Source organism: Plectonema radiosum NIES-515, assembly GCF_025753815.1.
Classification (GTDB): domain Bacteria; phylum Cyanobacteriota; class Cyanobacteriia; order Cyanobacteriales; family Nostocaceae; genus Hassallia; species Hassallia radiosum_A.
Window position 1 is genome coordinate 17432 of record NZ_JAOWRF010000105.1, and the last position, 24763, is coordinate 42194.

Below are 24763 nucleotides of genomic sequence, written 5' to 3' on the forward strand. Positions count from 1 at the left end.
TTAGCTAGATAGGGTGCCGTCAAACAATCAAAACATCAGCGGTAGCTCTAATTGCTTGCTGATTTCCTCTTCATAGCACCATTCTGTAGTTGCTAAAAAGTCAAGGATAGTTTGAGCCAAACCCTTTGAAGCTAGATATGGTACACCATTACCAATAGTTTTAAACATATTCGTCAACGTCATATTCTCTGGAAGCACAAAATTTGCAGGCAAAGATTGTATCGCTAAAGCTTCTGCCACAGAAATTCTTCTAACTTTGTAAGGATGTAAATGTACTTCATTATTGCCATAACAAGCTGTGGGAGAATAACGCCATCGGTGAAGACGTTTGTAAGACTTTTTGGAATCATCTCCTTCATCAACAACAGCAAATTTTTTTATCCCAGCCCTAGGTTGAAAATAGTGTTTTGAATTGGCATGATTTAACACATCATTTTTTCTAAACCAGTATTCAACAGTTAGTTCCTGAATAATTCCATCAGGACATAACACTATAGAATCTTCTTTAAATGCTTCACGCATCCCCCAAGGGGAAGAAAAGACTTTATCTTGAGGATATAAAATGTGCTTTTGCCAAGGAAAAGTACCTTCAGGAAGAATATTTTCACTGTGAAGTATTATTCCCATATCTTGAACAAGTTTTTTTCGGAAACCTATAAGAATAATTCTTTCTCTATCTTGAGATACACCATATTCAATCGCATTAATCAAACGCTCTGTTAATATATAACCAGCTTGCTGCAATTGTTGTTTCAACGCTTCAAAAAATAAACGGTGTTTTGTCGTCTTCCACAAACCTTTGACGTTCTCAAACAAAAAGAAATCAGGTTGTTGTTGGCAAATTAATTCAACATAGGAAGCCGAAAGTTTACCATTATCTCCTAAACGTCCTTTGTTCTTACCACCCACAGAAAAATCAGGACAGGGAGGACCACCAATAAAACCAATTATATTATTAGACTTGCGGCAATCTTTTACTAACTCTCCCAGACGTTGTGCTGGTAAACCTTCAATAAGTTTGGTTACATCTGCTTCTTCCCCATAATGATATCCGTATTTAGGTAATGGCAGATTGAGAGCCTGCCGTGAATAGCGGTATGCTGACATAAAAGGGGAAAAAATTTCATTCACATAAACGATATTAAAACCGTTGGTTTCAAAACCTAAATCAAGGAAACCAGAGCCGGCAAAAAAGGAGAAAATAGAAAGGCGATCGCTTGTCATCACATTAACGCTGCTTACTTTAAACTAAAGTACATTAGCGCCATATTCCAATACCGTTGGTGTTAAGCCTGATCGGACGAGTGTAGAGACGCGAAATTTCGCGTCTCTACAAGCCTAAAATCATTACCAAAAATCCTTAACTGAACCGTATTGCGCCATATTCCGCTGCTAATTGCAAGTTTTATGCCAAAAGAAGATAAATTCAACCTATCACAAGCTGGCACCTCTGATATCCTCGGTTATGATGACTTTCTCAGCGAACTGAAAACACGGATTTCTCACGCTCAAATACGAGCGGCTGTTGCTGTCAACAAAGAGTTAATATTACTTTACTGGCAAATTGGGCGAGATATTCTTCACAGACAGCAGCAGCAAGGATGGGGAGCAAAAGTAATCAACCGTCTTGCAACCGACTTGCAGCAAGCTTTTCCAGAAATTAAAGGTTTCTCACCTCGCAATCTCAAGTATATGCGAGCATTTGCCCAAGCTTACCCTGATGAGCAATTTGTGCAGCTGCTTGCTGCACAAATTCCTTGGTTTCACAATTGCGTCCTTTTGGATAAAGTCAAGGATAGTGGAGAGCGTGAATGGTACATACAACAAACTATACAACATGGCTGGAGTCGGAATGTTTTAGTCCATCAAATTGAAAGCCAGTTGTACCACCGTCAGGGTAAAGCTATTACTAATTTTGACCGCACACTCCCCAAACCGCAATCAGAACTAGCGCAACAGTTGTTGAAAGTATTTTATTCGGAGCGAATATTTAGCGGTAGTTTCAAACCACAATCGGAACTAGCGCAACAGTTATTAAAAAGCAGCTTTTTTATTTTATAAACTTGGGAGAGGAGATTCTTAAATGTGATTTATAACGCGCTTTAATCAACCATATTCGTGATTTATTAGAGTAATTTAAACAGTTTAGAATCTAAATTAAGTATTTTTAAGAAAACATCAAGAAAAAATCAAGAAAAAATCAAGAAAAAATAAATTTTATGTAAACCGACTAGAATTAATTAATAATATTTTTTTTTAATCTACACTATATCTAGTTACTAATAGCTTGCTCGGTATTAATAAACCAAATACAAATCAATAGCAAAAAGTTCAGTAGAGCTGGAACCTCTACTGAACTTTGCTGAAGATTATGTGTCTTGCGCTATAGCCTAGTAAGCGATCGCACAAGGGGCTTTTTAGCCAATTAAAAAGTCACTTTTTAATAATTACTCCAAGGAGGGAGAAATTTATCATGTCTACTAAAAACCATATTAAACCAATAATCCTAGTTTTGGCTAGTGTTATTGCTTTGGGCTTGGGACGAGTTCAGTACGGCACAGAAACACCTTTGGATTACGCTAACAATGTTGTAGTCTTTATTGCCGGAATCTCTCATCTATTAGAGATAAACTCTAAGGACAAAGATAAGTAGCTGATACACTAAAGAGCATCTGACTGATATATTCTAACTGTCTCATATCCCGCCAGGGAATTAATTCCCTGGCTAATAGCGCAAGTCTACTAAAGTAGACTAAAAATTGCTTTACAGTCTACTTTAGTAGACTTAGGCTATTAGCCTGCGATTTTAATCGCAGGCTAATAGCTCTACGAGTGCGTGAAACTACCTCTTTACCTAACCACTAATAGCTTCAGGCTGTGCTTCTGGTAACAAACGCTTCACACCTTGCTTAACAAACCCTTGCAAAAAACCAATTTGCTGATTTTGTACAAAGACGTTTTGCAAAGTTTGCCGCAATTTATCCAAATTCAAACCACCTTCAGAATTTAAGGCGATTTCCTGCTGCTCGAAATACTCAATTAAGCTAAGACCTGCTACCCTAGTAAGATACGCAGCACTCACACCCTGCACGACGCCACCAGCAACAAAGGTGACAGCGTTACTCTTGAGGACAGTGCTAACAGCCTTTGTAGAAAGTTCTACCAAACCGAGTTTCAGCATCAAACTTCCCATTGCACCGGCTACGGTTTGCGCTTGTTCGAGGGAAAACTTCTGCTGATATATACCACCCAAATCCATCACCATTTGGGCATTAATTGCCGCTGTTGCCAAGATATCCAGCGCTGGGACTGGGTTAGCGAATGCCGCAGCCGCAGCTATCCACTGATATTGTTCTATTATGGGAGTTGCGCGATCGCGTCTCACGCCATTCAACAAGTTCTTCGCATCAGCTTTCAACAACTTCGCTTTTCTCATCGTAGTTGTCCAGACAAGTTGTTGTCTTTGCTGTGCGACAATCTCAAATAAATGCTGCGTTAACTGTTGAATGTCTGGTGACGGCTGTTCCATCCATTCTTGTACGGAACCGTCTTCTTGATGCTTCCGCACCTTGATGGGCAAAGGAGACACCGCAGTTGCAACTACATTCGTTTGCATCCGCTGTTTCAACGACAGTAACACGCTCTGCCGTTCGTCTGGTAAATACTGGTCTTGTTTGTTAAAAACCAGCATTGCGGGTTGATTTGCTGCCTTTAGCTGCTGTAAACTTTGAAATTCTGAATCTGTTAAATCACCGTTTGTCAAAAACAGCACAAAATCAGATTGATTAACTTCTAACTTTTCACCCGCTTCTACAAACAAAGGTGCTGTTTCGTTGAATTGTACAGATGGGAAATTTTTCTGTAGAACTTGAATTAAGGTGGTTTTACCTACGGATTTTCCGCCGGTAACAGCTAGTTTAATTTCTTGTCTATCTAATTCAAAGAATAATTGATTAACTTGTTCTCGCAGTGTTTTTAAAGCTGGATGATTCTCTACTTCGCTTGCAAGTTGGTTAATTACGACTTCAGTCAGTGCGATCGCTTCTTCTACTTTAGCCCGATTTACAGGCATACTATCAAAGATATCAGAAGTCTTTTTGCTGCGATTTGGCTTAAATAACCACAAACCACCACCGACTGCTACCAAACTCAATAAACCAAACTCTCCCACCTGCACCATCGAATGATGCATATTTTCTAAAATCCATAGAGAAAAGGATAGTCCCAATCCTCCCACTAAAATCGGTCGCTGCAACTTCACAACTATGATTCTCCGCGCTTTTTCGATGCCTTCTCTTCCAGAATAGATCAAAAATTCCCTTGGACAAATTCCACAGGCAAGTCCGGATAATTTTCTTTACTTTCTTTACTTACTACCGTTTGTAAAATTAACTCCCAAGCATCACGATACTTAGCTGAACGTGGTTTACGCTGTCGCTTGTCTGTTTCAACAAAATGTATTTCGCTACCATAGCTGATGAACACATCTACCGGGAAGATATAGAACAGGTCAAGTTTCTCTATATATACCAAGGCAAAATCAAAGTCGGATTTTTTGTAGGCAACTCTTACCATTAGTCGTCGATTTGTCTTGGTGCGACGATTATCTACGACATAATTACCTGAAGGCTGATCAAACCAGGCATATTTAACTTGGATTTTAATCAGAGTTCCTTCAACATCATACGCCAAATCGTAAGCAAGGCGATCGCCAACAGGTTTTAAAACTCCCCAACCACGCTTTAAGGCATGAAGAATCGCAGCTTGTTCTGCTATGTCTCCCCTTAGCTTTGTGTCCATTTGTTACTTGGATATAGCTACTAATCAGCATAAAACAAAACCCTGCAACTTTTTAGTGTTACAGGGTTTTGTTTTTTAAGTTGGTGGCGGGAAGTGGATTTGAACCACTGACCTTCGGGTTATGCTTACCATCTACAGTTTTCACTGCCTGGATTAACCAGTTTGTGGTCTGGACTGTCCCTTTACCCTCAGCTTTACTGTTAGGGTACCTGCCTTCCAGTCTCTACACCTTCTCCATTTCTGGAGCTTGGTTCGGGATTACCGCGCTATTGGCTTCCCCGAGTTTGACAGGTAAACATACGTAAGTTTCTTTACGTACCGCCCATAGTAAGAATAACTTTTAAGCGTTTAGTCAATCTTACTCGTTGAGCCCGACGAGCTACCAGGCTGCTCTATCCCGCGTCGTTCGTCTTTATTTACTATAACCCAAGCTTTTAAATTTGGCAACTACAAAAGTGATAATTCTCCAACAACTTCTAAACGCTTGTATTTACCGAAGCTCATAAACTTTTCTGAGAGGCTTTGAGCGACGCTGGGGCTAATCCAGCCCATCTGCTGAAGCACGTGAATGGCAACGGCGTATTTTGCTCGCTTTGCTCCATCTATGACTTTAATTGCCAATCCCATGCCTTCGCCAAGCCGGCTGATGCACTGCACTCCTTCGGCGCCGGATTTACTTACCAGTTCTCCTGGAGCCAAGCGCATTAGTTCTGTATCAAATTCTCCGTCTCCTGCGACCAAATTGGGATGATGAGTCATGGCACGGATAATGCGCTCCATATCCAAGTTGTTACCAGAGGCTAGCAGAGCATATAAAGACGCTATTTGAGCAAGTTGCATGTAATAGGTAGGTACGCCACAATCATCACGAGCGCTGATAAATTCTTCTGCCGGCATTCGTAGCAATTCTGCTATTTTGCTGACAATCAACTGCTGGATGGGGTGTTTGCGTTCCAAGTAGTTATTTAAAGGAAAATGGCGCTGTTGACAAACGGCTAACATCCCCGCATGTTTACCAGAGCAGTTGTATTGCAAACTACTTTTTTTACCTTCGGGAATCGGGCATTGAAGTAAGTTCGGATCGAGATCGGCACGCCAAAGTATATTAAACACTTGTCGTACCTGCTCGATTGTACCTTTGTGAGAAGATACGATAATTGCTAAGTCGCGATCGCTCAAATCATAACGTTCCAGTGTACCTGTGCTGGTGACAGCGAGTGCCTGAAATGGTTTGAGGGCTGAACGCACAAAAGTAGCAGTTTCCGCGTTTCCCGCAACGGATAACACCCGTCCCCGTTCATCGCAGACAACAGCTTGGACTATGTGCCTCGATTCAATAATGCCTTCCCGCAGCAACCTAACTTCAAGTGCTGCCGCTTGAGTTCGTTTTCCCCTTGTCATGGGTGAGAATATATCATTTTTTTGTCTTTTTTTCAGGAGTCCAAAGTCACGCATTCCATTGTCAATCTTTTGATTGACTGTTGACTTTTTGACACTCCTCGCGCTTTAGCGACGAGGATTCTTTAGAAGGAGATATCCACCGTTGGACATTGCTCGAACCACAACTCCCAAGACCGTAGTTACTCGAATCCCAGTGTCGTGCGACACGCAGTGCCAATTGCGCCTACTCTCTCCGATGCGAACACCATTGAGTCTACTTTTAATATTGTGCTTCACTCGCAAGACAGTATGAAGTTTGTGGGGGCTGGGTCTAGAGTGCAGCGCACCAAACAGACCATTTCGGGCTGTCGTCATTTAACTAGATGTCCCACCACCGGGAGTTTCACCCACCTTTAAGGTCAATGTGGCTATTCCTAATATTAAAGCATAAAACTGTAAAGCCGTGCTAGAAGCACTCTTGTTTCAAACCCAATTATTTCGATGAAAGTAAGTGCCAAATTATCGTACCAGCAACTAACAATCCCGCCAAGCAAAGACTCGTTATTTGTAAGCGACGAATAATCGGTTTAATTTCATAGCTGACGATTAAGCGATCGCGCATGAGGACAGATTCGGGTTTTGTCCAAGTTTGACCGTCGTACCAACCTGATTCTTCATAAAATATTACCGGACTGAACAGGCGTGAGCCTACATAAGACCAGCCCAAATACAGCCTTGTCAGTCCCAGAACTACCCCTACACTCGCTCCACCAGCTCCACACAGTAGAAACTGGGCAATATACTTATTTGGGGTAAAACTTGCTGCTGCAACTGGTGCTGCCACCACCCAAGATAAACCCCAAATCCAAACCATTTTCATGATATAATCGCGCCAACTTAAGGTGCAATCACGAAATAGCCAAGAAATTTTTAATTCTTCATACTCATTGAGCGGTTGCTGTTCACTAGGAACTGGGCAATTTGAAACTGAGGAATTAATCATGTTGGTTTACCCCCACCCTCCGAAGGTTTTGGATACTCTATCCGTTCCGCATGACCCCAAAACGCTTCTAAATTATAAAATTCGCGTTCTTTAGGCATCATCACATGAACAATCACTTCACCGTAATCGTGTAGCACCCAACTTCCCTCGGCTTTTCCTGCTGTCCGCAAGGGATTTCGTTGTAATTCCGTTTTGACTTTTTCTTCTATTGCGTCGGCGATCGCTCTTACTTGTACCCTTGAATAACCACTCATCATCACAAAGTAATCCGCCAAGTAAGATACGGATGCTACATGAAGCAATACAATATCACCTGCTTTGCGATCTGATGCCGCTTCGACGATAGTTTCCGCTAACTTTCTACTCATCTGGTCGTCAGTTGATGAGCTCTCGACCGCTTTCTTGGTTAAAAAGACAGATTGTAATGGAATTCCTTGGAAATAATCAGACATTAAACCTCAGGTGCTTTCTTTTTTGGCAACTTTTTTTACAATTCTTAATAAATACAAATTCATAGAATTGTAAATGTGCGAACTGGTTTTTTTTGAATACTAACAAAAAATCGATGTTTATGAAGTTGCGCTCTTTCTTGGCTTTGTTAATAATTTACCATCAGCGTCACTCTGAATAACGAAGTGTCGGCTGTTTGCTTTTCGATTTTTGCAAGAACCAATTGCGGGTAGCAATTGTGCGCTGATGAATCAGACAATGACTTTCGATTAAGAATTTTAAAGAATAATCGCAGTTTTTCCAGACAGCCCGGTCTATATTTTCTCGGCTAACGAGTCGTAAATTTTCTAATTCTGGGGTATCGCCGCGTCCTGGTTCCAGACTGTCTGCTAAAAACACGATACAGCTGAGGAGACTCATACTTGGTCTACCTAAAGTGTGATTGGCGATCGCTTGTAATACTTCTTCATCTTCTACGCCAAATGTATCTCTAGCGATAATAGCACTTACGTCTGCATGTAACAGATGGGGGGCGGCTTCCATCACTTCATCAACTTCTAAACCCTCAATACGAGCCATTGACAAGAGTTTTTGTGGCGGAAAATATTTTGCCAAATCGTGCATCAACCCTGATATAGCAGCTTTTGTGACATCTTGTTGATAATGAACAGCTAGCTCGGTTGCCATTTGCTCAACTCTGAGAATATGGTTGACTCTAGAAGGAGGCACATTTTCTGCTAACCAGGCGAGGACTTGTTCGCGCATAATAGCTATTACCACAAATTGAAGCTTTTGGCAAAAAAATGCTACTGATGAATGAATGTAAATAGCTTTTTGTATTAACGGCTGAAGCCGTTAAAATCCTTGCTATGAGCGGTAAACCGCTGACTACGAAGGAATACATTTTATGTTTAATTAATTATGTCCACTTACTTATAACTTTAAATTGGTTTAAATGAGCGATCGCCTAACTTTTTGTCATATACAGCAAATTTCACTCCTGAGGAGGTACATGCGTAAAACCCGCTCACCCGCTCCAAGACTACCAAGTGCTACGTCTCTACGTGTATTTAATCACAACGCAATCTGCTGTATCCCTATATTTTACACATTTAAACAGCCAGAAGCAGGAGCTAGTTTAAAACTATCTCCTGCTAATCTGCTTAAGCGTGAATCTTTATGGGGAGTGTCAAACTTGCTGTTTTGACACTACCGTAGATTCAATAACTGGAGTCTGTGCCTTGACTGAGTAACACAACGACTCATAATTATTTAAGGCTTGGTCAAACGAATATTGCTCAATCGCAAATTGGCGACTGTTATAACCGAGGGTTTTAACTTTTTCTGGATGTTGGTACAAGTCTAAAACTGCCGCTGCTAAAGCTTGGGAGTCTTCTGGAGTCACCACAACACCCCCGCCACTTTGTTTAATCGCTCTTGCTGCTGTACCATTATCAGGTACAGATGCGACTAACGCCCGACCGCTGGCAAGTAGCACTTGAATTTTTGATGGCATATTGAAGGATATAACATTTTTCTTTTGCACCACCAAACCGACATCAGCAGCTGCTAACATTTCTGGCAGCTTTTCGCGGGGTTGAAAAGGTAGCAGCAAAACGTTATCTGCACCGATATCTTGACATTCTTGTTGCAATCGCTGCAAACCTTTTGCCTCACCCACAATCACAAAAGCAATATCTGGAAGATCGCGCAAAGCCGCAGCAGCTTTCACAACAGTTTCTAAGCCTTGGGTGAGGGCAATATTTCCCGAATACAGCACGACAAATTTGCCATCTAGGTTGTGTGCCTTCCGAAAAGCGTTATTTTCTTTCGGTAAAGGGTGGATAAAATTAACATCAACCCAGTTAGGTATTTGCACAATTTTGTTAGCAGGTACACCTTTAGAACGCAAATTGTCTACAAAACCATCCGCGATGACGCTAATTTTTGTTGCAGTGCGGTAAGCAAATTTTTCTAAAGTGGCAAAAACCTGGATGAGAAATTTATTTTTGAGTAAACCGACGTGGACAGCGGCTTCTGGTAATATATCTTGAAGATTTAACACTACCGGGCAATCATGCAGCCATCCTAAAAGGGTAGTTGGGATGCAAACCGGTAAAGATGGTGAGGTGGAGAGAATTACATCTGGACTGAAGCCAAAGAGCGCGGGCAAAAAACTGGAGACAACGAAGCTAGCATCTAGCAACACTCGATCTAGCAAGTTCGGTTGGGGACGAATCCAAACATAACTGCGTTGAATTTGAACGCCATTTTTATATTCATTTACATATAACTTGCCCCGATAGCCTTCGTATATTTGACGTTCAGGGTAGTTAGGCATAGCAGTAACTACGCGTACTTCGTGCCCGCGTTTTACCAGTCCCTCTGCTAATTCAGTCATTAGAGGGGCAATGCCAATTGGTTCTGGATAGTAGTTGTACGAGTAAATTAAAATCCGCATAAAAAATTATTCAGAATGACCCCAGTTTTTTGTTCAATTAATCACAACACTTGCTAGCAAAATCGTTTCGCACTTGCGTAGCGCCTATGTTTTCATTTTGGCTTTTAAATCTATTAATGTCAGTGATTTTTCGTTGAAGATTGAGTAAAACTTGATAGCATGTGCTGAGTTAGTACGTGATGCTTTTTTGACTAATTAATTATTTTTTTGAGTATATATTTTTATTATTTATTTACGTAAAAACCGTATATTTATTAGTTTAATAGGACATGAGATACGGAAGACTTTGCGAAAAAGAGCAGTATTGCAACGGTTTTTAATCAATTTCTGACTAGAAAATTGAGATACTAAAAGTTAGAAAATATTGCAAGTTGTGTGCCAGCAGCTTTGCGTGGAGGTATTTTTAAAGAGAAAATAAATTGGTAATATCCAAGCCATCGCTTTGCGGGTTCTGTTGCTTAATTGCTAGGGTTTTTTTCAAAAAGACTATTGGGAGTATGAAAGTGATGTCTATTGACAAGTCCCTGGGCGTCTACGCACTCCTCTGGTGACAAACATTTATGTAAATATACTCAAAGAACTTTTAAAATTTTTCTTGTGGTACATGTTTTGCGTTTATACCCGTATAAACCAATACGCTTGGTGTTAAGGATTTTTGGTACTGATTTTTGACCTGTAGAGACGCGAAATTTCGCGTCTCTACACTCGGATTTTAGGCTTAACACCAAGCGTATTGCCGTATAAACGAGAATCCCGGTTTCTCAAAGAAACCGGGATTCAGAACATACCCTGTTTTATATGCATTGAAGAACAGCTCTGTTGTATCCAGTTTTTACCGAATTGAATCAAGCTGGAATGTTCTTCTAGTCAAAAGCAAAAAGTCATATTGCTCTAAGTTAAGGAGACAAAGATATGACTTTGGCGTGCTTTAATTAAAATTTCCCTTGCCCCTTTTTTGATTTTAGGGAAGCTAGACAGCACCACTATTTCTATTAAAGAGGACGGCTACCGTTTTGAAAATCAGTTTTAAATCGTACAGTAAGCTCCAGTTTTTTTGATACTGCAAATCTAAGCGAATTACATCCTCAAAACTACGTACAGCAGAGCGCCCATTTACTTGCCATTCTCCTGTCATACCAGGTTTAACATCCAAACGTTGCCACTCCGGTACTTCATAGCGTTCCACCTCATCAGGTGTGGGTGGTCTAGTGCCAACTAAACTCATTTCTCCGATTAAGACGTTCCAAAATTGGGGCAGTTCATCCAAACTGGTTCGTCGCAAAAAGCGTCCTACCCGTGTAATTCTTGGGTCGTTGTCATTTTTAAAGAAAGCACCTTCGACTTGGTTTTTGACTTGAGCCTTCTTTGCTTCTGCATCGACACACATCGAGCGGAATTTCCAAATCTGAAAACGTTTACCCATCCAACCACAGCGGGTTTGCTTAAATAAAATCGGACCGGGATCGTTGATTTGAATTGCGATCGCTATGGGAATAAATAAAACTGCCGTAATTACCAAACCTACCAATGACCCGATAACATCTATAACTCGTTTCATCCAAGAGCGCACGCTCAGATGAGTAGTTGGTAACTGCTCACCCAACTTTTGGGGTTGTCTTGGGGGTGTGTCTCCAAGAGACTCAATCGAAAAAACCTGATCCAGTCCTGTGAGGTTAAGCACTGCCATTACCTGAGGGGTAACATTTTGCAGTGTCAGAGCAATTCCTTTTTCCTGAGCGGTTTTCAAATTACTGACGAGGGCACCTAAACCACTACTGTCCATAAAAGTAGTTTGGTGGAAGTCAATAATTATTTGCTTGGGATGGGAATTTGCCTCGATTAAATCTTGACAGGTTTGCTTAAAGGTTACAGCCTCAAGCACGCTCAACCGTGCGGGTACCTGCACTATAGCCGTGTCGTTTAGGGAAGTAACCGGAAAATCCACCTCTTTGGGTTGGCTAGTCATGAAGCTCTGCACTTTCGTTGCCTTATAAATGTAATCTGCCAAACACTGTTTTTTCAAGAGCAAATAACTTAACTATTGTGTTTAACCAATAGGAATTAAAGTTAATTGCTAGTAGCAGGAGTGTGAAATTGAATATCGTCTGCGACGATTAACTACTTAACAAGAAGCTAAAAAACATCCTTGTTGTTGTGTCGGCGCGACGAGTACGCGTTGCTATCATCGAATGACTACTAATACTGTTACACTAACCGCACCCCTGGTCGAGGTCATTTGTTGCCATTCAAGGAGAAGGACTGAATGTGGGAACACATCAAATTTTTGTTCGGTTTACTCTTTGTGATTGGCGCTGTCACTTTAGGACTTGCGCTCACACTTGGAATGCACCATCGAGTTGTAGGATAGATTGATCGCCTGAATTACGTGATGAGTAAAATTCCTTCGTACCTCTCTCACTACCCATTTTAATAGAATGGCTTGAATAGAAACGATATTAGTTGTCAAAAATTACTCCTAACCCTTCGTGTTCGGCAGTCGCTGTTGTTGCACTGCCGTGTGGAAACCCGCTGTTCTGCGCGCTGCCTCACCACGCTTCCACTATCCACTAACACCAAAGAATTTTATAAAGCTATCATCAAGCAAAAAAATAAATTTGATGAATTTATTGCGTAAAAATCAGTACATAGTTTTACGGTTAACCTCTTCTTAATACGAAAATCAGATGCTGACAAAGGTGATTATTTGGGTTTTAGCGGTGACGAAAGCAAAATATTGGCTTTTGGTATTAAGCTGTTGGGCGATCGCTATTGCAGCTAGTATTACGGGGTATGCAACATCTGCCTACGGTCTTTCTGTTACCAATACTCTGACAATTCCTGGTGAGACTACGGATTTATATTCTTTTGAGGGTAATGGTGCTAACGCCAACCGTTTGGGATTTTTCTTGGATCTCTACACCGCGATCGCTACCAGAACATTTATGACGATCGCGGTTCTGGTGGGGGTGTAATTGACTATTAGCACGGGAGCAACTGGCAGATATATCTTTTGTTGTCGATCTTCAATAGTCTTGAGTCAAGAGTCACGGATTCGGTGATTTTTTGGATTGTTGAATGCGTGAAGATCGACAACCTCTAACTGTCTCCCCTACATTCCTCCATCATCAATAGTCTTAGATTTAGATTTTGCCTTATTAGCGCTGCGTTTGAGTGCAGAGAGGCGTCCTTCGTATTTGGCACGTTGGCGTTTGCTGGGAGTGCTGTCAACCAAAGTTTTTAAGGCGCTACCGAGACTTTTGTAGGCATTGGGCAGACTATAACCAAAGCGAGTTGCCAGTGCGATCGCTTTTTCATCTGCGTCGATCAGTTCTCTTATTTGCTTTTCGCCATTATTCTTTTGATATAATCGCCAGCCAGAAACGCCACACAAAGCCATAGCTAACACCAGCAGCAATCCATCCTGCACCCACAATTCACCGACAGCACCTCCTAAACCAATCGCTAGAGCCGCCATTTCCCATCCATCTTTGGGGATTGTGTCATTTTGCACGCGGGCGACTTCGTGCCAAAAAAGTAGGTTACGCTGATCCATTGCGAGGGCATCCCACTTCACCAGGTCAATTTGGATTTCTACCTGGTCTTTGCCAATTTCTTCGCAGCGGACCAGGGGTGGATTAACCTCAGTTGTGCCTTCAACCGTTACCCAGCTCTGCAATTCTGGCGGTAGTAAGTTTTTCAACCGCCGAAGTTCACTCATTTCCGCTTTGGCAGAGGAGGTTGCATAGGATGTCATAAAATCCAGCCCTAGAAAAATTCAGTATATAGTGAGGGTATCACTTTGGAGTATAGCTATAAAGAGTGATAATTCGCCTCACTCGTTAGGTAAACTTCCGCGTTTTTTCCGTGCTTCCATTGCCTTCTCCAGAAGGTCAAGCAATCCTGGAGCTTCTTGTTGAATACTCAGCAATAGTCTTTCCCCAAGTTCCACATTCCCAGGATCTTGACCTGTTACCATCACCTCTAACAGACGCGGGATGGCAACGCTATCGACAATTTGAATTAAACCCGAAAGACAACGTTTAAATTGTTTTTCGGTAAGAATTGAGTCTTCTAAAGGAAACTCAATAATCGCTCGGATTTCGCCATCAGATGGGTCATACTCCCATTGAAGCATTTTCGTTTCCCAAGAAATGGCAAGCATCGTCTGGAGGATAGCTCCTTTATAAGGATGGTCTTTGACTCCCTGAAGAACTTGAGGGGCAAATACCCGGAAAAATTTTCCCTCTTCATCCAACTGGACAACAATCAGAAAATCCTCTAAATTTTCAGCTTCCACACCTGTGATAATACGGTCTTCTTCGTCATCAAAACGGTAATCCCAACCAAGTTTGTCTAGGTATTTGGCAATCTGTTGCAGATTAGCTCCCATAAAAGCCTCACAACGAACGGTGGAGCGGCTGTCACCAGACCTAGTTTAACTTGGCTTTGGTAACGCCATAACATCATAAGGAGAAGGGGGAAAGGGAAAATGCTGCTTTTTACTCTTTGCTAGAGCTTTTGAGATAATCGTAATCAGATTATCCGTCCAACAACAGATTTTAGTAAGTTGTGGTTGTTACTTAAAATAGAACGAATTCTGTATAAATAAATATGTCTGACTATTCGACCATAACAGCAGCCATCATCCACCAAGCTAAAAAGCTTGAGAATACTTTACCAATAAAAAACGAAGCTTGCCGCCCAAAATTCTTTTTTCACCCTGAACCTACTCCAAAAATTTGCCTTTTCTTCCACGGATTTACTGCGGGTCCTTATCAGTTTGAACCGCTAGGAAAAGCGTTATTTGAAGCCGGTTATAATGTTTTAGTTCCATTGCAGCCCGGTCATGGAGTTGCCGGAAAATGGGACAAGGATAATCCACCTCCTTTGCCAAGTGAAATTGAAATTTATCAACAATTTGCGCTTTCTTGGTTGGAAGTTGCTCAAAAGTTAGGAGATAAAGTAATAGTTGGCGGATTATCTACTGGAGGTAATTTAGCAGCTTGGTTAGCACTTGAACGTCCTCAACAAATTGAAAGAAGTTTATTATTTGCGCCATCGCTTAGAAGTAATAATGCGATAGTAGATTTTTTAATAGAAGTGCTGCCTATTTATTATGAATGGCTAAATAAAGATAATTCCGGTAACTTTGGTTATGATGGCTTTTTGATTCCATCATTTAGAATATTTTTAGATATGGGGAAAGAGATTCTTGAGCGCGTGGAAAAAGAGCCAACAGTGCCGATGTTTGTGACTTATAGTGAAAGCGATCGCGCTATCAATCACCATGAAATAGAGATTTTATTTGAAGCTCTATTAAAACAGCAACCCAAGTCATGGTATCACCGCTTTGATAAAAGTCTAGAAATTCCCCACACGATGATGACTAAAGCCGAGGGTAATAAATATCAAGACTTGCTGATTACTTTGGCTAAAGCTTATGTAGAGAGCAATATAACTTGGGATGAATTGATAAAAATTGGTTATCAGATATTGCAAGGAAAAACTTTTGAGGCTGCTGTGAATGAATTAGATTTAGTTGATCGAGTTACTCCAGATTTATCAGTTTTACTGGCAGTGATGGATGATAAAATGATTATTGATAGTTATAAGTGAATATCTGACACGAGTGTATGACAATGCACGCAAATCGCCCTCAGACTGGAAGTCTGGGGCTATACGAACAAAGTCCGCCTACGCGGACTTCATACTTCAGCTTTACATGATAAATTAGTTGCCAATCATGGCGAGCAACTGCACAAAAGCGAGTTTATAAAATTTGGATTGAAGCGGTGCTGCGGGGAACTAAGTAAATGGCAAATAGCTGCTCTGAAGCCTCTGCTAACTGTAAAAGTTCACGCAAGTTTTCACTATGAGCTATTAAGCCATTTGCATTGTAAGCAACATATTGATTTTTATATAAATCTAACAACATTTGGCGGTTTTGGTTGAGCCAAATCAGGATCTCGCGGCTTTCATTTTGGGAAGGTGTTTTACTCATACTCATCTAAATCAACATAAATTAGGTTTCTTTTGTCTACATTTTCCATAGCTTTAAGCAAATGTTTTTTGTTAGTTTCTGATTTCATCAGATAGGTAGTTTCATCTTCTTCAGTTGCTGGCTCAATCAGCACATCGGATTCTACTACTGTTCCTTCTGGTAGTTCGGTTGCAGATAGCTCGATTTTGCCAACTTTTCCGACAATAGCATTTTGTTTAATTCCACTAAGCATAAGTCTTATTTCCTCTCATTTTTACTTTGGAGTGTTCCAAAAAATAAATGATCCAAAACTCGTCATTGCGAGGGAAACGAAGTGTAGAGAAGCAATCTCAATATCTTGCGATTGCTTCATTCCGCTACGCTCCATTCGCTGCGGACAATTGGGCACTTTTTTACTTGGAGTACTCTTGATAAATTAACCAATACCACCCTATTGTAACTCTATCTAAATGCTCTCAATTTCAGGCGATCGCTCTCTTCCTCCTCTTTGCATTCTTCTCCTCTCAAAGAAGGCAGTTCGTAAAAAATCCCAACGCAAATTCATAAAATATCATTAATCCTCTGGAGGATGCCAACCAGCAAGCACCCAATAACTGCGAACTTCTAAGGCATCCGGGTCATCACTTAAATGTAAAACTGCAACAGAAGCGCGACCAGTTGGTGTTTTCCCAACAATACGCAATCCATCTTCAGTCCAGCAAAAATGTTCAGACCAAACTTAGTTACGCGGGTTAAAGAGTTTTACCGCTTCCCTCGTCTCCAGGTCAATTCCTATAGTTTTATCGCTTTTGTAGCCATTACAAAGTGGGCAAGCTAACCATAAGTTCGATTCATCATTGCTGCCACCTTTAGAAATCGGGATAATGTGTTCAATCTCCAAACGTGCTATCACCAAACGTTGAGGACTCAAGCAATAACCACAACGGTTTCTAGCAGCAGTGCGGACACGACGGTCTATCTCTACAGGGATGTAACTTCGAGCCATTGCTGTTAAGTTAGAGCCGATTTCAAGCCACGCTCAACAGCTACTTTTAAGGCTCTCGCTTTACGTACCAAACCTTTTCGGTAGACTTGCATCAGTTCATCTAATTGTCTAACTTCTGCTTCATTAAGCTGTCCATCTTGGTTACGCGCTAAAAGGTCACTAAAAACCTCTTGCTGCTCAGTTTCCATCTGCATGTCGCACAAAGCCAAAACCTGCTCATTAGGTAATGACTCTATAGGTAATTCGGTAATGGCACGGTCAATAAATTCTAGTAATACATCTTCAAGTCGCTGATGTGTGAAAGCAGCGATTTCCTTTCCTCTTTGTGCCAGCGTCTCAGGAAGTTGAAGGGTGACAATTTCAGCCATTTGCTACCACATAAGCCTTTTACTTTCGATTATATCCAAATTTGGATGTAGTCGGTCGCAGTAGTATGCGGCTCCTTACATAATCTAAACCGAGAATAACTGAATTGTTAGATACTGGCAGCACTTTGGGAATACTGAGTGAGGTGCAGGTAATTAGTGCGCTGCTCGGAATTTAGCAACTAAAAGAGGATTATGGACAGAGTTACAGCAACCCCTGTTCAATTCCTGAGTGGATTGAACAGGGGTTGAAAAGTCAAACCTACGAACGTGTTGGAGGTGTTATTCGTGATTCCCAAACAAAGCACATAGTTGCTATGTTACGTGAAGCAGCACCTAATGTGACTCAAGCCTCAACAATACTTTCTCAATTTGGTTCAGCTGCAAGTATTCTCAATCTTGGTGTCTCCGTAATAGGATTTGCCTTGGTAATCAAACGCTTAGAGGAAATTGAACAGCGTCTCAAACTTGTAGAAAAAGACCTAAAGCAGCTTAATCGTAAATTTGACATTTCTGTATACGCTAATTTTCGTGCTGCTCTTGATTTAGCGCGTGATGCTTTTACAATGACTAAACCTGAAAATCGCGTCAACATGGCAAATTTAGCTATTAACAGATTTTTGGAAGCTCAACATACTTATGTTGGTTATCTTGAAACAGCATTAGAAGAAAATATTCAAGTTGCTGATGAGGATATTTCATTTTTGTTAACGTCTGTAATTAGACCGCGTTGCTATGTTGCAAAGGAATATCTTGCGTCATTATTTTTAACGTATGTAGCTAGAGCGCGTTGCTATTTAGAATTAGAAGAAATTGAAACTGCACATCGTTGTCTACAAGAAGGTGCAGAAGTTCTTCGTCCTTATGTTGGACACTTTAGCGGACATGTAATGGTATCCAATCAAAAATCTTATGAACAAGCTCAACATAAAATGACGGGAGGGATGTTTCAAGAGGGCTTCCGACAGACATATTTGCCCTTTTTGCCACCCTCCAATGATACTTTAGAATGCTGTGCTAAGGGCGTTGTAGCAATTATTAAACAACCTGAACGAAAACGTGCAGCTATGGAAAAAGCTCTGTCCATGTGGGAAACCAATCGCCGTTTTGAAGCATATCAAGCCGAAATTCAAGCGATCGCCCAACTAAAAATTAGCTTTCACGAATGGCTGAAATTAACTCCTTCTGAGGCAAAACCCGACAGCGCCGAATTGATGTATATCATCCCATCCAAACCTCTACAACTACAACTATCGAGTTGACACTTGGCTATTTCTCTACAAAAAGATGCAGTTGAGTCTTAGTTATGTTTCAACTGCAACTTTTTTCATATTCATCTATTTCTCGATATTTAGGAATAGATTTACCTGTCACCATAGAATAAAGAACATCTGGATCTAAATCTGCGCCATTATTCCAGTGAATTGTCCCCCATTCAGAGTTAACTTTAACTGTTCTAAAATAGTCTAAATCTTTTAAAGGTTCAAAAACTCCGGTAAATTCGATTAATTCGTTAACATTAATAATACCTTTTTGTCCATCTTCAAACTTTAGATAAAGTTGATAATTATCTTGGGGAATAACTTCTATAATGTCTTTTAACATAATTTACTTTAATGGTTCAATATTCTCCCTTATGACTGGATTAAGACTTACGCAAAAATACCAAAAAACGAACCGCTAAGGGCGCGTCATCGTCTATAAATAATGATATTTGCAAGACAGAATAGTCAATAAATCTTCTTCTACTTTGTAAACTAATCTATGTTCATCTGTAATACGCCTTGACCAGTAACCTTGTAATTCATATTTTAATGGCTCTGGTTTCCCTATGCCTGAAAAGGGTTCTCTTTGTATATCTCTAATCAGTTCCAATATTTTTTTGAAAACTTTTTTGTCTTCTGTCGCCCATTGACCTAGTTGTTCAAATGCTTCTGGTTCAAATGCGACTTTTTTCATACTCATCTAAATCAACGTAAATTAGGTTTCCTTTGTCTACATTCTCCATAGCTTTAAGCAGATGTTTTTTGTTAGCTTCTGATTTCATCAGATAGGTAGTATCATCTTCTTCAGTTTGTGGCTCAACTAGCACAATGACTTCTACTACTGTTCCTTCTGCTAGTTCCGTTGCACATAACTCAATTTTGCCATCTTTTCCGACAATAGCCTTTTGTTTAATTCCACTCAACATAATTCCTATTTACTCCCATTTTTACCACCTTATTGTAACTGTATCTGACTGAGAAGAGATTTGAGCGATCGCTCCCTTCTCTTCTCTTGGCGTCCTTGGCACCTTGGCGGTTCGTAAAAAAAAGGTGCGTTACGCGATCGCGCTAACACACCCTACAAAATTTCTCTGAGGCTAAGGTTAAACCTTAGCGTCTTCCCTCACCAACTTATCCCAACCCAAATCCTTCAAATTGTTATTTCGACGCAACGGACGAGTCACCAACTCCAAAATATCCCGCGCATTCGTAAAGCCGTGAATTTGAGCAAAAGTGAACTCCACAGACCACTTAGTATTAATCCCCCGTGCTTCCAACGGGTTAGCGTGAGCCATACCAGTAATCACCAAATCAGGCTTCAACTCATAAATCCGCTGAAGCTGATTGTAATTATCCGGCTTCTCGACAATAGAAGGCAGGGGTGAACCCATTTCCTTACAAGTTTTCTCCAACAAAATCAACTCAGCAGCTTGATAGCGCTTATCCATATAAGGGATACCAATTTCCTGAACAGTCATCCCGCAACGCACCAGGAACCGCGCTAGAGAGACTTCCAGCAAGTTATCACCCATGAAAAATACAGACTTGCCGCGAATCAGTTGAAGGTAATCTTCCAAACCTTCCCAAATTTGTGCTTCCCGCTCATCCAAACCTTTCGGAGTAATACCAAACACCGAGCAGATTTTCTCAATCCAAGCGCGAGTACCATCGGGTCCAATGGGGAAAGGTGAGCCAATTAGCTTACATTTGCGACGACGCATCAAAGTGGTAGCAGTACGGCTGAGAAAAGGATTGACACCAGAGACATAATACCCTTCTTCCAGGACAGGCAATTCAGTAAAGCGCTTCGCAGGCAACCAACCGGAAACTTTTATACCTTGTCTCTTCAGTTCCAAAGTTAACTGAGTTACAACCGGATCGGGGAGAGAACCAAATAAAACCAAAGGTGGATGATCTGCGTACTCAGATTCGTCTTGGGCTACTTCTTCTTTCTTTTTACCGAAGTTGAGTAATTTAGCGATCGCATTCCGCTCATTTTTCTCTGTTTCCGCCACCGGAGACTTATCTGGACAACGATTAGCCATCGCAGCTAAGACGGTGTCTTCTCCTTGAGTAAAGGCGTAATCTAGACCGTTAGCACGCGCTACGACAATCGGGATACCAATTTCCGATTCTAGCTTAGGAGCCAAACCTTCCAAGTCAGTTTTGATGATTTCCGTGGTGCAAGTGCCAATCCAGACAATTACACTCGGATTGCGATCGCGTTTAATTTGCAAGCACAACCGCTTTAACTCTTCATAATCATTCAACTGTGCGGAAATATCTCCTTCTTCCAACTCAGCCATTGCATAGCGGGGTTCTGCAAAAATCATCACCCCCATCGCGTTTTGTAAGAAGTAGCCACAAGTCTTTGTCCCAATCACCAAAAAGAAACTATCTTCAATTTTTTGGTATAGCCACGCTACGCAGCTAATCGGGCAAAACGTATGATAATTACCAGTTTCACACTCAAAATTTAAAGCTGATGGTTCTTGAGTAGCAGTCATTTTATTATTTACTCCCCGTGGTATTTAAAGTTAGGAGTTAGGAGTTAGGAGTTAGGAGTTAGGAGTTAGGAGTTAGGAGTTAGGAGTTAGGAGTTATCTAGAGACGCGATGTTCCTCGCGTCTTTACGGGAGTTATGAGTTATGAATTACGACAAGTTTTTATTCCTTATTCCTAACTCCTCACTCCTCACTCCTCACTCCTCACTCTTTACCCCTAACTTTGTAATTACGCGTTGGGGAAAAGCCGAGCAATTTCCGAGTCGTCAAAAATGCCAGATGGCAAATCTTCCCCTGAGACTGATTTTTCTTCACTCCAGACATCAGACAACACGTCGCTAAAGGCATTTTCGTCTGGTGTATCCAAATCATCCAGCATGTTTTGCCCCAAGTTTGCTGATGGTGCAGTTGCTGCGGAGATTTTGCTGTCGCTATCCTTCAAGTCATCAAAGGAAATATCGCCAAAATCATCAACAGATTCCATGCTGGGTGTTTGGTTTGAGTTTTGTCCGTTGCTGAAGGAAATATCGCCAAATCCATTTTCAGATTCATTCGGCACTGGCATTTCAGCTATTTTACCTAGGGACATTTGGCTAAACTCATCTGGGATCAGCATTTCTTGATGAGAATCTACCATCACGAACTCGTGAATAATCGCCTCTTCCCCAAAGCCATTTACATTGTGAATCGTCAAGGTTTCATCATGAGGCTTTCCCTGAATGACTCCTTCTGATTCCATATCTTCTTCTACTTTGGGCATGACGTGGTTGCCCAAAGCCATATCAGGATCGAAATGCAAATCCAGCACTTCTACCAAAGTATCTGCGTCTGGATTCAATTTCGCAAAAGGCAGCATTAACTGCGCTAACTTCGGTTCTAGCGCGTTAACGACTCCCAGGATGAGGTAAGACGGTGGTCGCTTTCCACCATCGGGGGTGTAAACCGATTCTACCTGCATGTGGAGGGTAATCCAGTCACGATTCGCCTGGAAAAATTGCAACCACTTTTGTCTTAAAGAATCTGTAAAGCTGTAAAAGAAAGCCATATTGTCCCCCATCCTGAGAAAATAGATGATTTATACAATCATCAAGTCTAATTGCTCTTCCGGATTAGTAACCTGGGGTTTACTCGGATTTAAGTAAAAATCAGACAACAAAGAGAACAATTCCCGGTCTGGAGTGTCGGTAGGTACAACACCTTCTGGACGCGCTAAAATTTGGTCGGCGATGCTGAGGTAGTAATCGCAAACGTAGTTCAGAGAAGGATCGTTCTCTGCCATTTCAAATAAAGTCTTGCCTTTGACGCGAGAAACACGGATGTCTTCTATCAAAGGTAATACTTCCAGTACTGGCATGGGTACTGCTTCTATGTATTTCTCGATCAAGTCGCGTTTGGAAGTGCGATTACCAATTAAACCAGCTAAACGCAATGGGTGAGTACGTGCTTTTTCGCGTACTGAAGCTGCAATGCGGTTTGCGGCAAATAAAGCATCAAAGCCGTTATCGGTAACAATCAAGCAGTAATCAGCATAGTTGAGAGGTGCTGCAAAACCACCACATACAACGTCACCGAGAACGTCAAATAAAATCACATCGTACTCATCAAAGGCGTTGAGTTCTTTCAGTAATTTTACGGTTTCGCCGACTACGTAACCGCCACATCCTGCACCAGCAGGTGGACCGCCGGCTTCAACACAATCGACACCACCGTAACCTTTGTAGATTACATCTTCGGGCCAGACATCTTCGTAGTGATAGTCTTTTTCTTGCAGGGTGTCGATAATTGTCGGAATCAAAAACCCGGTCAAGGTAAAAGTACTGTCGTGTTTTGGGTCACACCCTATTTGGAGAACTTTCTTCCCGCGTCTGGCTAGGGCTACGGAGATGTTACAGCTAGTTGTGGATTTACCGATACCACCTTTTCCGTAAACTGCTAATTTCACTTTTGTCTGCCTCTTATAGTTTCTTTTCAAACTCTTGGCTAAAACATTTGCCTTCACCTAGCCGCACAAGGCGCGATGTGTGAGGTCTTCGTCATTATTATCTAAATCGAATGTAAAAGAAAGTGGCGGTGAATCTGTCATAGGGTTATATTAGGCAGATTTTGTCTTAAACAATCACATTTGGCTTTTAATTCACTATAAAACTATACAAAGCCTCAAAAAAGTAAAATTTAATATTTTTGGTATTTAATTAATTAAAATTAGTGACAAAACACAAAAAGCTTAATTGCCTTTTTCAATGGATTTCATCGAAGTAAGTGATTGTCAATGGCAATTTTAGTTATGAGTGCTTGCTCAGAGAGGCTGAAGTACTGACAGCAAAGGCTGTGGAAGCCAGATTGGTTGGGATAAACTCAGCTTTCAGCCTGGGAAATCCAGGTTTTTATGCCGAAAATGCAAATAAAGTTACTTTTGTCAATCACAATAAATGGGTAATTGGCTGGGAAAGCAAGATTAGGCGATCGCTATTTTTGACTGATTTCTAGTTTTTTGTAAAAAATTATTAATTTACGGAATATTGGTTAAATTTTATTAAATACCTTGCACTAACCCCCCGCAGGCTATAAGCCGAGGCTAAATTTACAAAGTCCACCTGCGTGGACTAACACAAAATCAAAGATTTTTAAGGCTGGGTCGGCAAGCTTTATATAATTAGTCCTACTCTTATATTCATGTGATGAGTTTGTAGTTTGTGCTTTAGCGCTAAAGCACAAACTACAAGGTGTAATATGCAGAGTTAGGATACATCCTCGGATACTGCCCTTATTTCTTGTAATGTTTGCCAGCCTGCTTGCCACTGAGAATTATCTTGTAATAATTTGGCATTGAGCCAGAAGCGAACATTGGGGTCACAAGCAGCAACCATCTCAGCATAAACCCACTTAGCCTGATTTTTGCGATTCACAACTTGAAAGTGTCGCCAACCATCTACTTTTTGCTGCGCTGTCCATTTAGAACCGACTAAGTAAGGAAATTTTGGTTTTTTAGGCATTGTCAATGGTCAATGGTCAATGGTCAATGGTCAATGGTAATTGGTAATTCCCCCTTGTCTCCCTTGTCTCCCTTGTCCCCTTGTCCCCTTGTCTCCCTTGTCTCCCTTGTCTCCCTTGTCCCCTTGTCCCCAAGTCGTCCCCCTGCCCTCATCCTCTCATCCCCCACCGGTAAAGGTATCACAAACGACTTCACCATTTTCTTCAACGCAGAGGGAAAACGATTTAATATGGAGCCAACAACTCCTGATCTGATTGTTAATTTTGCGCCTTTTTTTAGATAAGCGTTGCCGGACAACTTCGTTAGGACAGAGAATTTCTAGAGTACCTGTGCCATCTTCGTGGTTTACAATGCGAAATCGGCAATCTTGCAACATTGCCCGACTGCTGCTGTCGAAAAACCGCTTAAAGCGCTGTAGCAATTCACCTTCGTTCATTTCGCTGACGCGCTTTTGGAAGATGAAATCTTCTTCCTCAAATTCAAAGTCATCATCCTCAAAGTCGTGGGGGTCAATCATAAGATTATGGTAACTTTTTGTGTGTCGGGAGCAGGGGGAG

General features: G+C 41.2%; 30 protein-coding genes. 6 read left to right on the forward strand and 24 right to left on the reverse strand.

Annotated elements, in window-relative coordinates:
* Positions 1-27 precede the first annotated feature (27 nt).
* The gene (locus OGM63_RS06780; RefSeq protein ID WP_263744769.1) at positions 28-1224 is read right to left on the reverse strand and encodes a DNA cytosine methyltransferase; all 1197 of its coding nucleotides are present in this window, start codon (positions 1222-1224) and stop codon (positions 28-30) included.
* Positions 1225-1407: 183 nt separating this feature from the next.
* On the opposite strand from OGM63_RS06780, the gene OGM63_RS06785 reads away from it, so the two are divergent.
* Positions 1408-2061: a DUF1016 N-terminal domain-containing protein gene (locus OGM63_RS06785; RefSeq protein ID WP_263744740.1), complete on the forward strand. Its 654-nt coding sequence runs from the start codon at positions 1408-1410 to the stop codon at positions 2059-2061.
* Between the two features lie 412 nt (positions 2062-2473).
* Positions 2474-2653: a hypothetical protein gene (locus OGM63_RS06790; RefSeq protein WP_263744741.1), complete on the forward strand. Its 180-nt coding sequence runs from the start codon at positions 2474-2476 to the stop codon at positions 2651-2653.
* Positions 2654-2854: 201 nt separating this feature from the next.
* On the opposite strand, the gene OGM63_RS06795 is transcribed toward OGM63_RS06790, so the two are convergent.
* From OGM63_RS06795 to OGM63_RS06830, 8 genes are all read right to left on the reverse strand, one after another.
* Positions 2855-4312: a YcjF family protein gene (locus tag OGM63_RS06795; RefSeq protein ID WP_263744742.1), complete on the reverse strand. Its 1458-nt coding sequence runs from the start codon at positions 4310-4312 to the stop codon at positions 2855-2857.
* Positions 4309-4800, reverse strand: coding sequence for a group I intron-associated PD-(D/E)XK endonuclease (locus OGM63_RS06800; RefSeq protein ID WP_263744743.1), 492 nt, complete (start codon positions 4798-4800; stop codon positions 4309-4311). Before OGM63_RS06800 ends, OGM63_RS06795 begins: the two co-directional genes overlap by 4 nt.
* 447 nt (positions 4801-5247) lie before the next feature.
* Positions 5248-6201 carry an asparaginase gene (locus tag OGM63_RS06805; protein WP_263744744.1) on the reverse strand — a complete coding sequence of 318 codons (954 nt, stop codon included), beginning with the start codon at positions 6199-6201 and terminating at the stop codon, positions 5248-5250.
* Between the two features lie 472 nt (positions 6202-6673).
* Positions 6674-7183 (reverse strand): CGLD27 family protein, encoded by a 510-nt coding sequence (locus tag OGM63_RS06810; protein ID WP_263744745.1) that lies wholly within the window; start codon positions 7181-7183, stop codon positions 6674-6676.
* A complete protein-coding gene (gene rsfS, locus OGM63_RS06815) occupies positions 7180-7551 on the reverse strand; it encodes a ribosome silencing factor (RefSeq protein ID WP_263744746.1) in 372 nt (123 codons plus the stop codon). Before rsfS ends, OGM63_RS06810 begins: the two co-directional genes overlap by 4 nt.
* 250 nt (positions 7552-7801) lie before the next feature.
* Positions 7802-8413, reverse strand: a complete 612-nt coding sequence (yqeK, locus tag OGM63_RS06820) for a bis(5'-nucleosyl)-tetraphosphatase (symmetrical) YqeK (protein WP_318528417.1) — start codon at positions 8411-8413, stop codon at positions 7802-7804.
* Between the two features lie 409 nt (positions 8414-8822).
* Positions 8823-10094, reverse strand: a complete 1272-nt coding sequence (locus OGM63_RS06825; protein WP_263744747.1) for a glycosyltransferase family 4 protein — start codon at positions 10092-10094, stop codon at positions 8823-8825.
* 970 nt (positions 10095-11064) lie between these two features.
* Positions 11065-12060, reverse strand: a complete 996-nt coding sequence (locus tag OGM63_RS06830; protein WP_263744748.1) for an anti-sigma factor antagonist — start codon at positions 12058-12060, stop codon at positions 11065-11067.
* 718 nt (positions 12061-12778) lie between these two features.
* On the opposite strand from OGM63_RS06830, the gene OGM63_RS06835 reads away from it, so the two are divergent.
* Positions 12779-13066 (forward strand): hypothetical protein, encoded by a 288-nt coding sequence (locus tag OGM63_RS06835; RefSeq protein ID WP_263744749.1) that lies wholly within the window; start codon positions 12779-12781, stop codon positions 13064-13066.
* Between the two features lie 137 nt (positions 13067-13203).
* Here OGM63_RS06835 and OGM63_RS06840 read toward each other — a convergent pair whose 3' ends face one another.
* Positions 13204-13848 (reverse strand): DUF3318 domain-containing protein, encoded by a 645-nt coding sequence (locus tag OGM63_RS06840; RefSeq protein ID WP_263744750.1) that lies wholly within the window; start codon positions 13846-13848, stop codon positions 13204-13206.
* Positions 13849-13926: 78 nt separating this feature from the next.
* On the reverse strand, positions 13927-14484 hold the full coding sequence (locus OGM63_RS06845) for a YbjN domain-containing protein (protein WP_263744751.1): 558 nt from the start codon (positions 14482-14484) through the stop codon (positions 13927-13929).
* Between the two features lie 221 nt (positions 14485-14705).
* Between OGM63_RS06845 and OGM63_RS06850 the strand changes: the two genes are divergently transcribed.
* A complete protein-coding gene (locus OGM63_RS06850; protein WP_263744752.1) occupies positions 14706-15710 on the forward strand; it encodes an alpha/beta hydrolase in 1005 nt (334 codons plus the stop codon).
* A 154-nt stretch (positions 15711-15864) separates the two neighbouring features.
* On the opposite strand, the gene OGM63_RS06855 is transcribed toward OGM63_RS06850, so the two are convergent.
* The 5 genes from OGM63_RS06855 to OGM63_RS06875 form a co-directional block, all read right to left on the reverse strand.
* On the reverse strand, positions 15865-16095 hold the full coding sequence (locus tag OGM63_RS06855) for a DUF5678 domain-containing protein (RefSeq protein WP_263744753.1): 231 nt from the start codon (positions 16093-16095) through the stop codon (positions 15865-15867).
* Positions 16088-16327: a hypothetical protein gene (locus OGM63_RS06860; protein WP_263744754.1), complete on the reverse strand. Its 240-nt coding sequence runs from the start codon at positions 16325-16327 to the stop codon at positions 16088-16090. The genes OGM63_RS06855 and OGM63_RS06860 overlap by 8 nt, the downstream gene beginning before the upstream one ends.
* Before the next feature lie 321 nt (positions 16328-16648).
* Positions 16649-16777 carry a hypothetical protein gene (locus OGM63_RS06865; protein WP_263744755.1) on the reverse strand — a complete coding sequence of 43 codons (129 nt, stop codon included), beginning with the start codon at positions 16775-16777 and terminating at the stop codon, positions 16649-16651.
* Positions 16778-16813: 36 nt separating this feature from the next.
* Positions 16814-17080 carry an HNH endonuclease gene (locus OGM63_RS06870; RefSeq protein WP_263744756.1) on the reverse strand — a complete coding sequence of 89 codons (267 nt, stop codon included), beginning with the start codon at positions 17078-17080 and terminating at the stop codon, positions 16814-16816.
* Between the two features lie 5 nt (positions 17081-17085).
* A complete protein-coding gene (locus OGM63_RS06875) occupies positions 17086-17448 on the reverse strand; it encodes a hypothetical protein (RefSeq protein ID WP_263744757.1) in 363 nt (120 codons plus the stop codon).
* A gap of 245 nt (positions 17449-17693) precedes the next feature.
* On the opposite strand from OGM63_RS06875, the gene OGM63_RS06880 reads away from it, so the two are divergent.
* On the forward strand, positions 17694-18707 hold the full coding sequence (locus OGM63_RS06880) for a hypothetical protein (RefSeq protein WP_263744758.1): 1014 nt from the start codon (positions 17694-17696) through the stop codon (positions 18705-18707).
* A 49-nt stretch (positions 18708-18756) separates the two neighbouring features.
* Here OGM63_RS06880 and OGM63_RS06885 read toward each other — a convergent pair whose 3' ends face one another.
* The 6 genes from OGM63_RS06885 to bchL all read right to left on the reverse strand — a co-directional run bounded on the left by OGM63_RS06885 (position 18757) and on the right by bchL (position 23156).
* Positions 18757-19050 carry a DUF2442 domain-containing protein gene (locus OGM63_RS06885; RefSeq protein WP_263744759.1) on the reverse strand — a complete coding sequence of 98 codons (294 nt, stop codon included), beginning with the start codon at positions 19048-19050 and terminating at the stop codon, positions 18757-18759.
* Between the two features lie 93 nt (positions 19051-19143).
* Entirely contained in the window at positions 19144-19404 is a 261-nt protein-coding gene (locus OGM63_RS06890) for a Txe/YoeB family addiction module toxin (RefSeq protein WP_263744761.1), read from the reverse strand.
* Entirely contained in the window at positions 19385-19636 is a 252-nt protein-coding gene (locus tag OGM63_RS06895) for a type II toxin-antitoxin system Phd/YefM family antitoxin (protein ID WP_263744762.1), read from the reverse strand. Before OGM63_RS06895 ends, OGM63_RS06890 begins: the two co-directional genes overlap by 20 nt.
* 177 nt (positions 19637-19813) lie before the next feature.
* Positions 19814-21217 (reverse strand): ferredoxin:protochlorophyllide reductase (ATP-dependent) subunit N, encoded by a 1404-nt coding sequence (locus OGM63_RS06900; RefSeq protein ID WP_263744763.1) that lies wholly within the window; start codon positions 21215-21217, stop codon positions 19814-19816.
* Between the two features lie 226 nt (positions 21218-21443).
* Positions 21444-22259, reverse strand: a complete 816-nt coding sequence (locus tag OGM63_RS06905; RefSeq protein WP_263744764.1) for a DUF5331 domain-containing protein — start codon at positions 22257-22259, stop codon at positions 21444-21446.
* Between the two features lie 30 nt (positions 22260-22289).
* Complete coding sequence (bchL, locus tag OGM63_RS06910) at positions 22290-23156, reverse strand: ferredoxin:protochlorophyllide reductase (ATP-dependent) iron-sulfur ATP-binding protein (RefSeq protein ID WP_263744765.1); 867 nt, start codon at positions 23154-23156, stop codon at positions 22290-22292.
* Between the two features lie 317 nt (positions 23157-23473).
* Between bchL and OGM63_RS06915 the strand changes: the two genes are divergently transcribed.
* Positions 23474-23701, forward strand: a complete 228-nt coding sequence (locus OGM63_RS06915) for a hypothetical protein (RefSeq protein ID WP_263744766.1) — start codon at positions 23474-23476, stop codon at positions 23699-23701.
* 251 nt (positions 23702-23952) lie between these two features.
* On the opposite strand, the gene OGM63_RS06920 is transcribed toward OGM63_RS06915, so the two are convergent.
* On the reverse strand, positions 23953-24207 hold the full coding sequence (locus tag OGM63_RS06920) for a TIGR02450 family Trp-rich protein (protein WP_263744767.1): 255 nt from the start codon (positions 24205-24207) through the stop codon (positions 23953-23955).
* A gap of 156 nt (positions 24208-24363) precedes the next feature.
* A partial coding sequence (locus OGM63_RS06925; protein WP_263744768.1) for a hypothetical protein occupies positions 24364-24763 on the reverse strand: 400 nt, incomplete at its 5' end.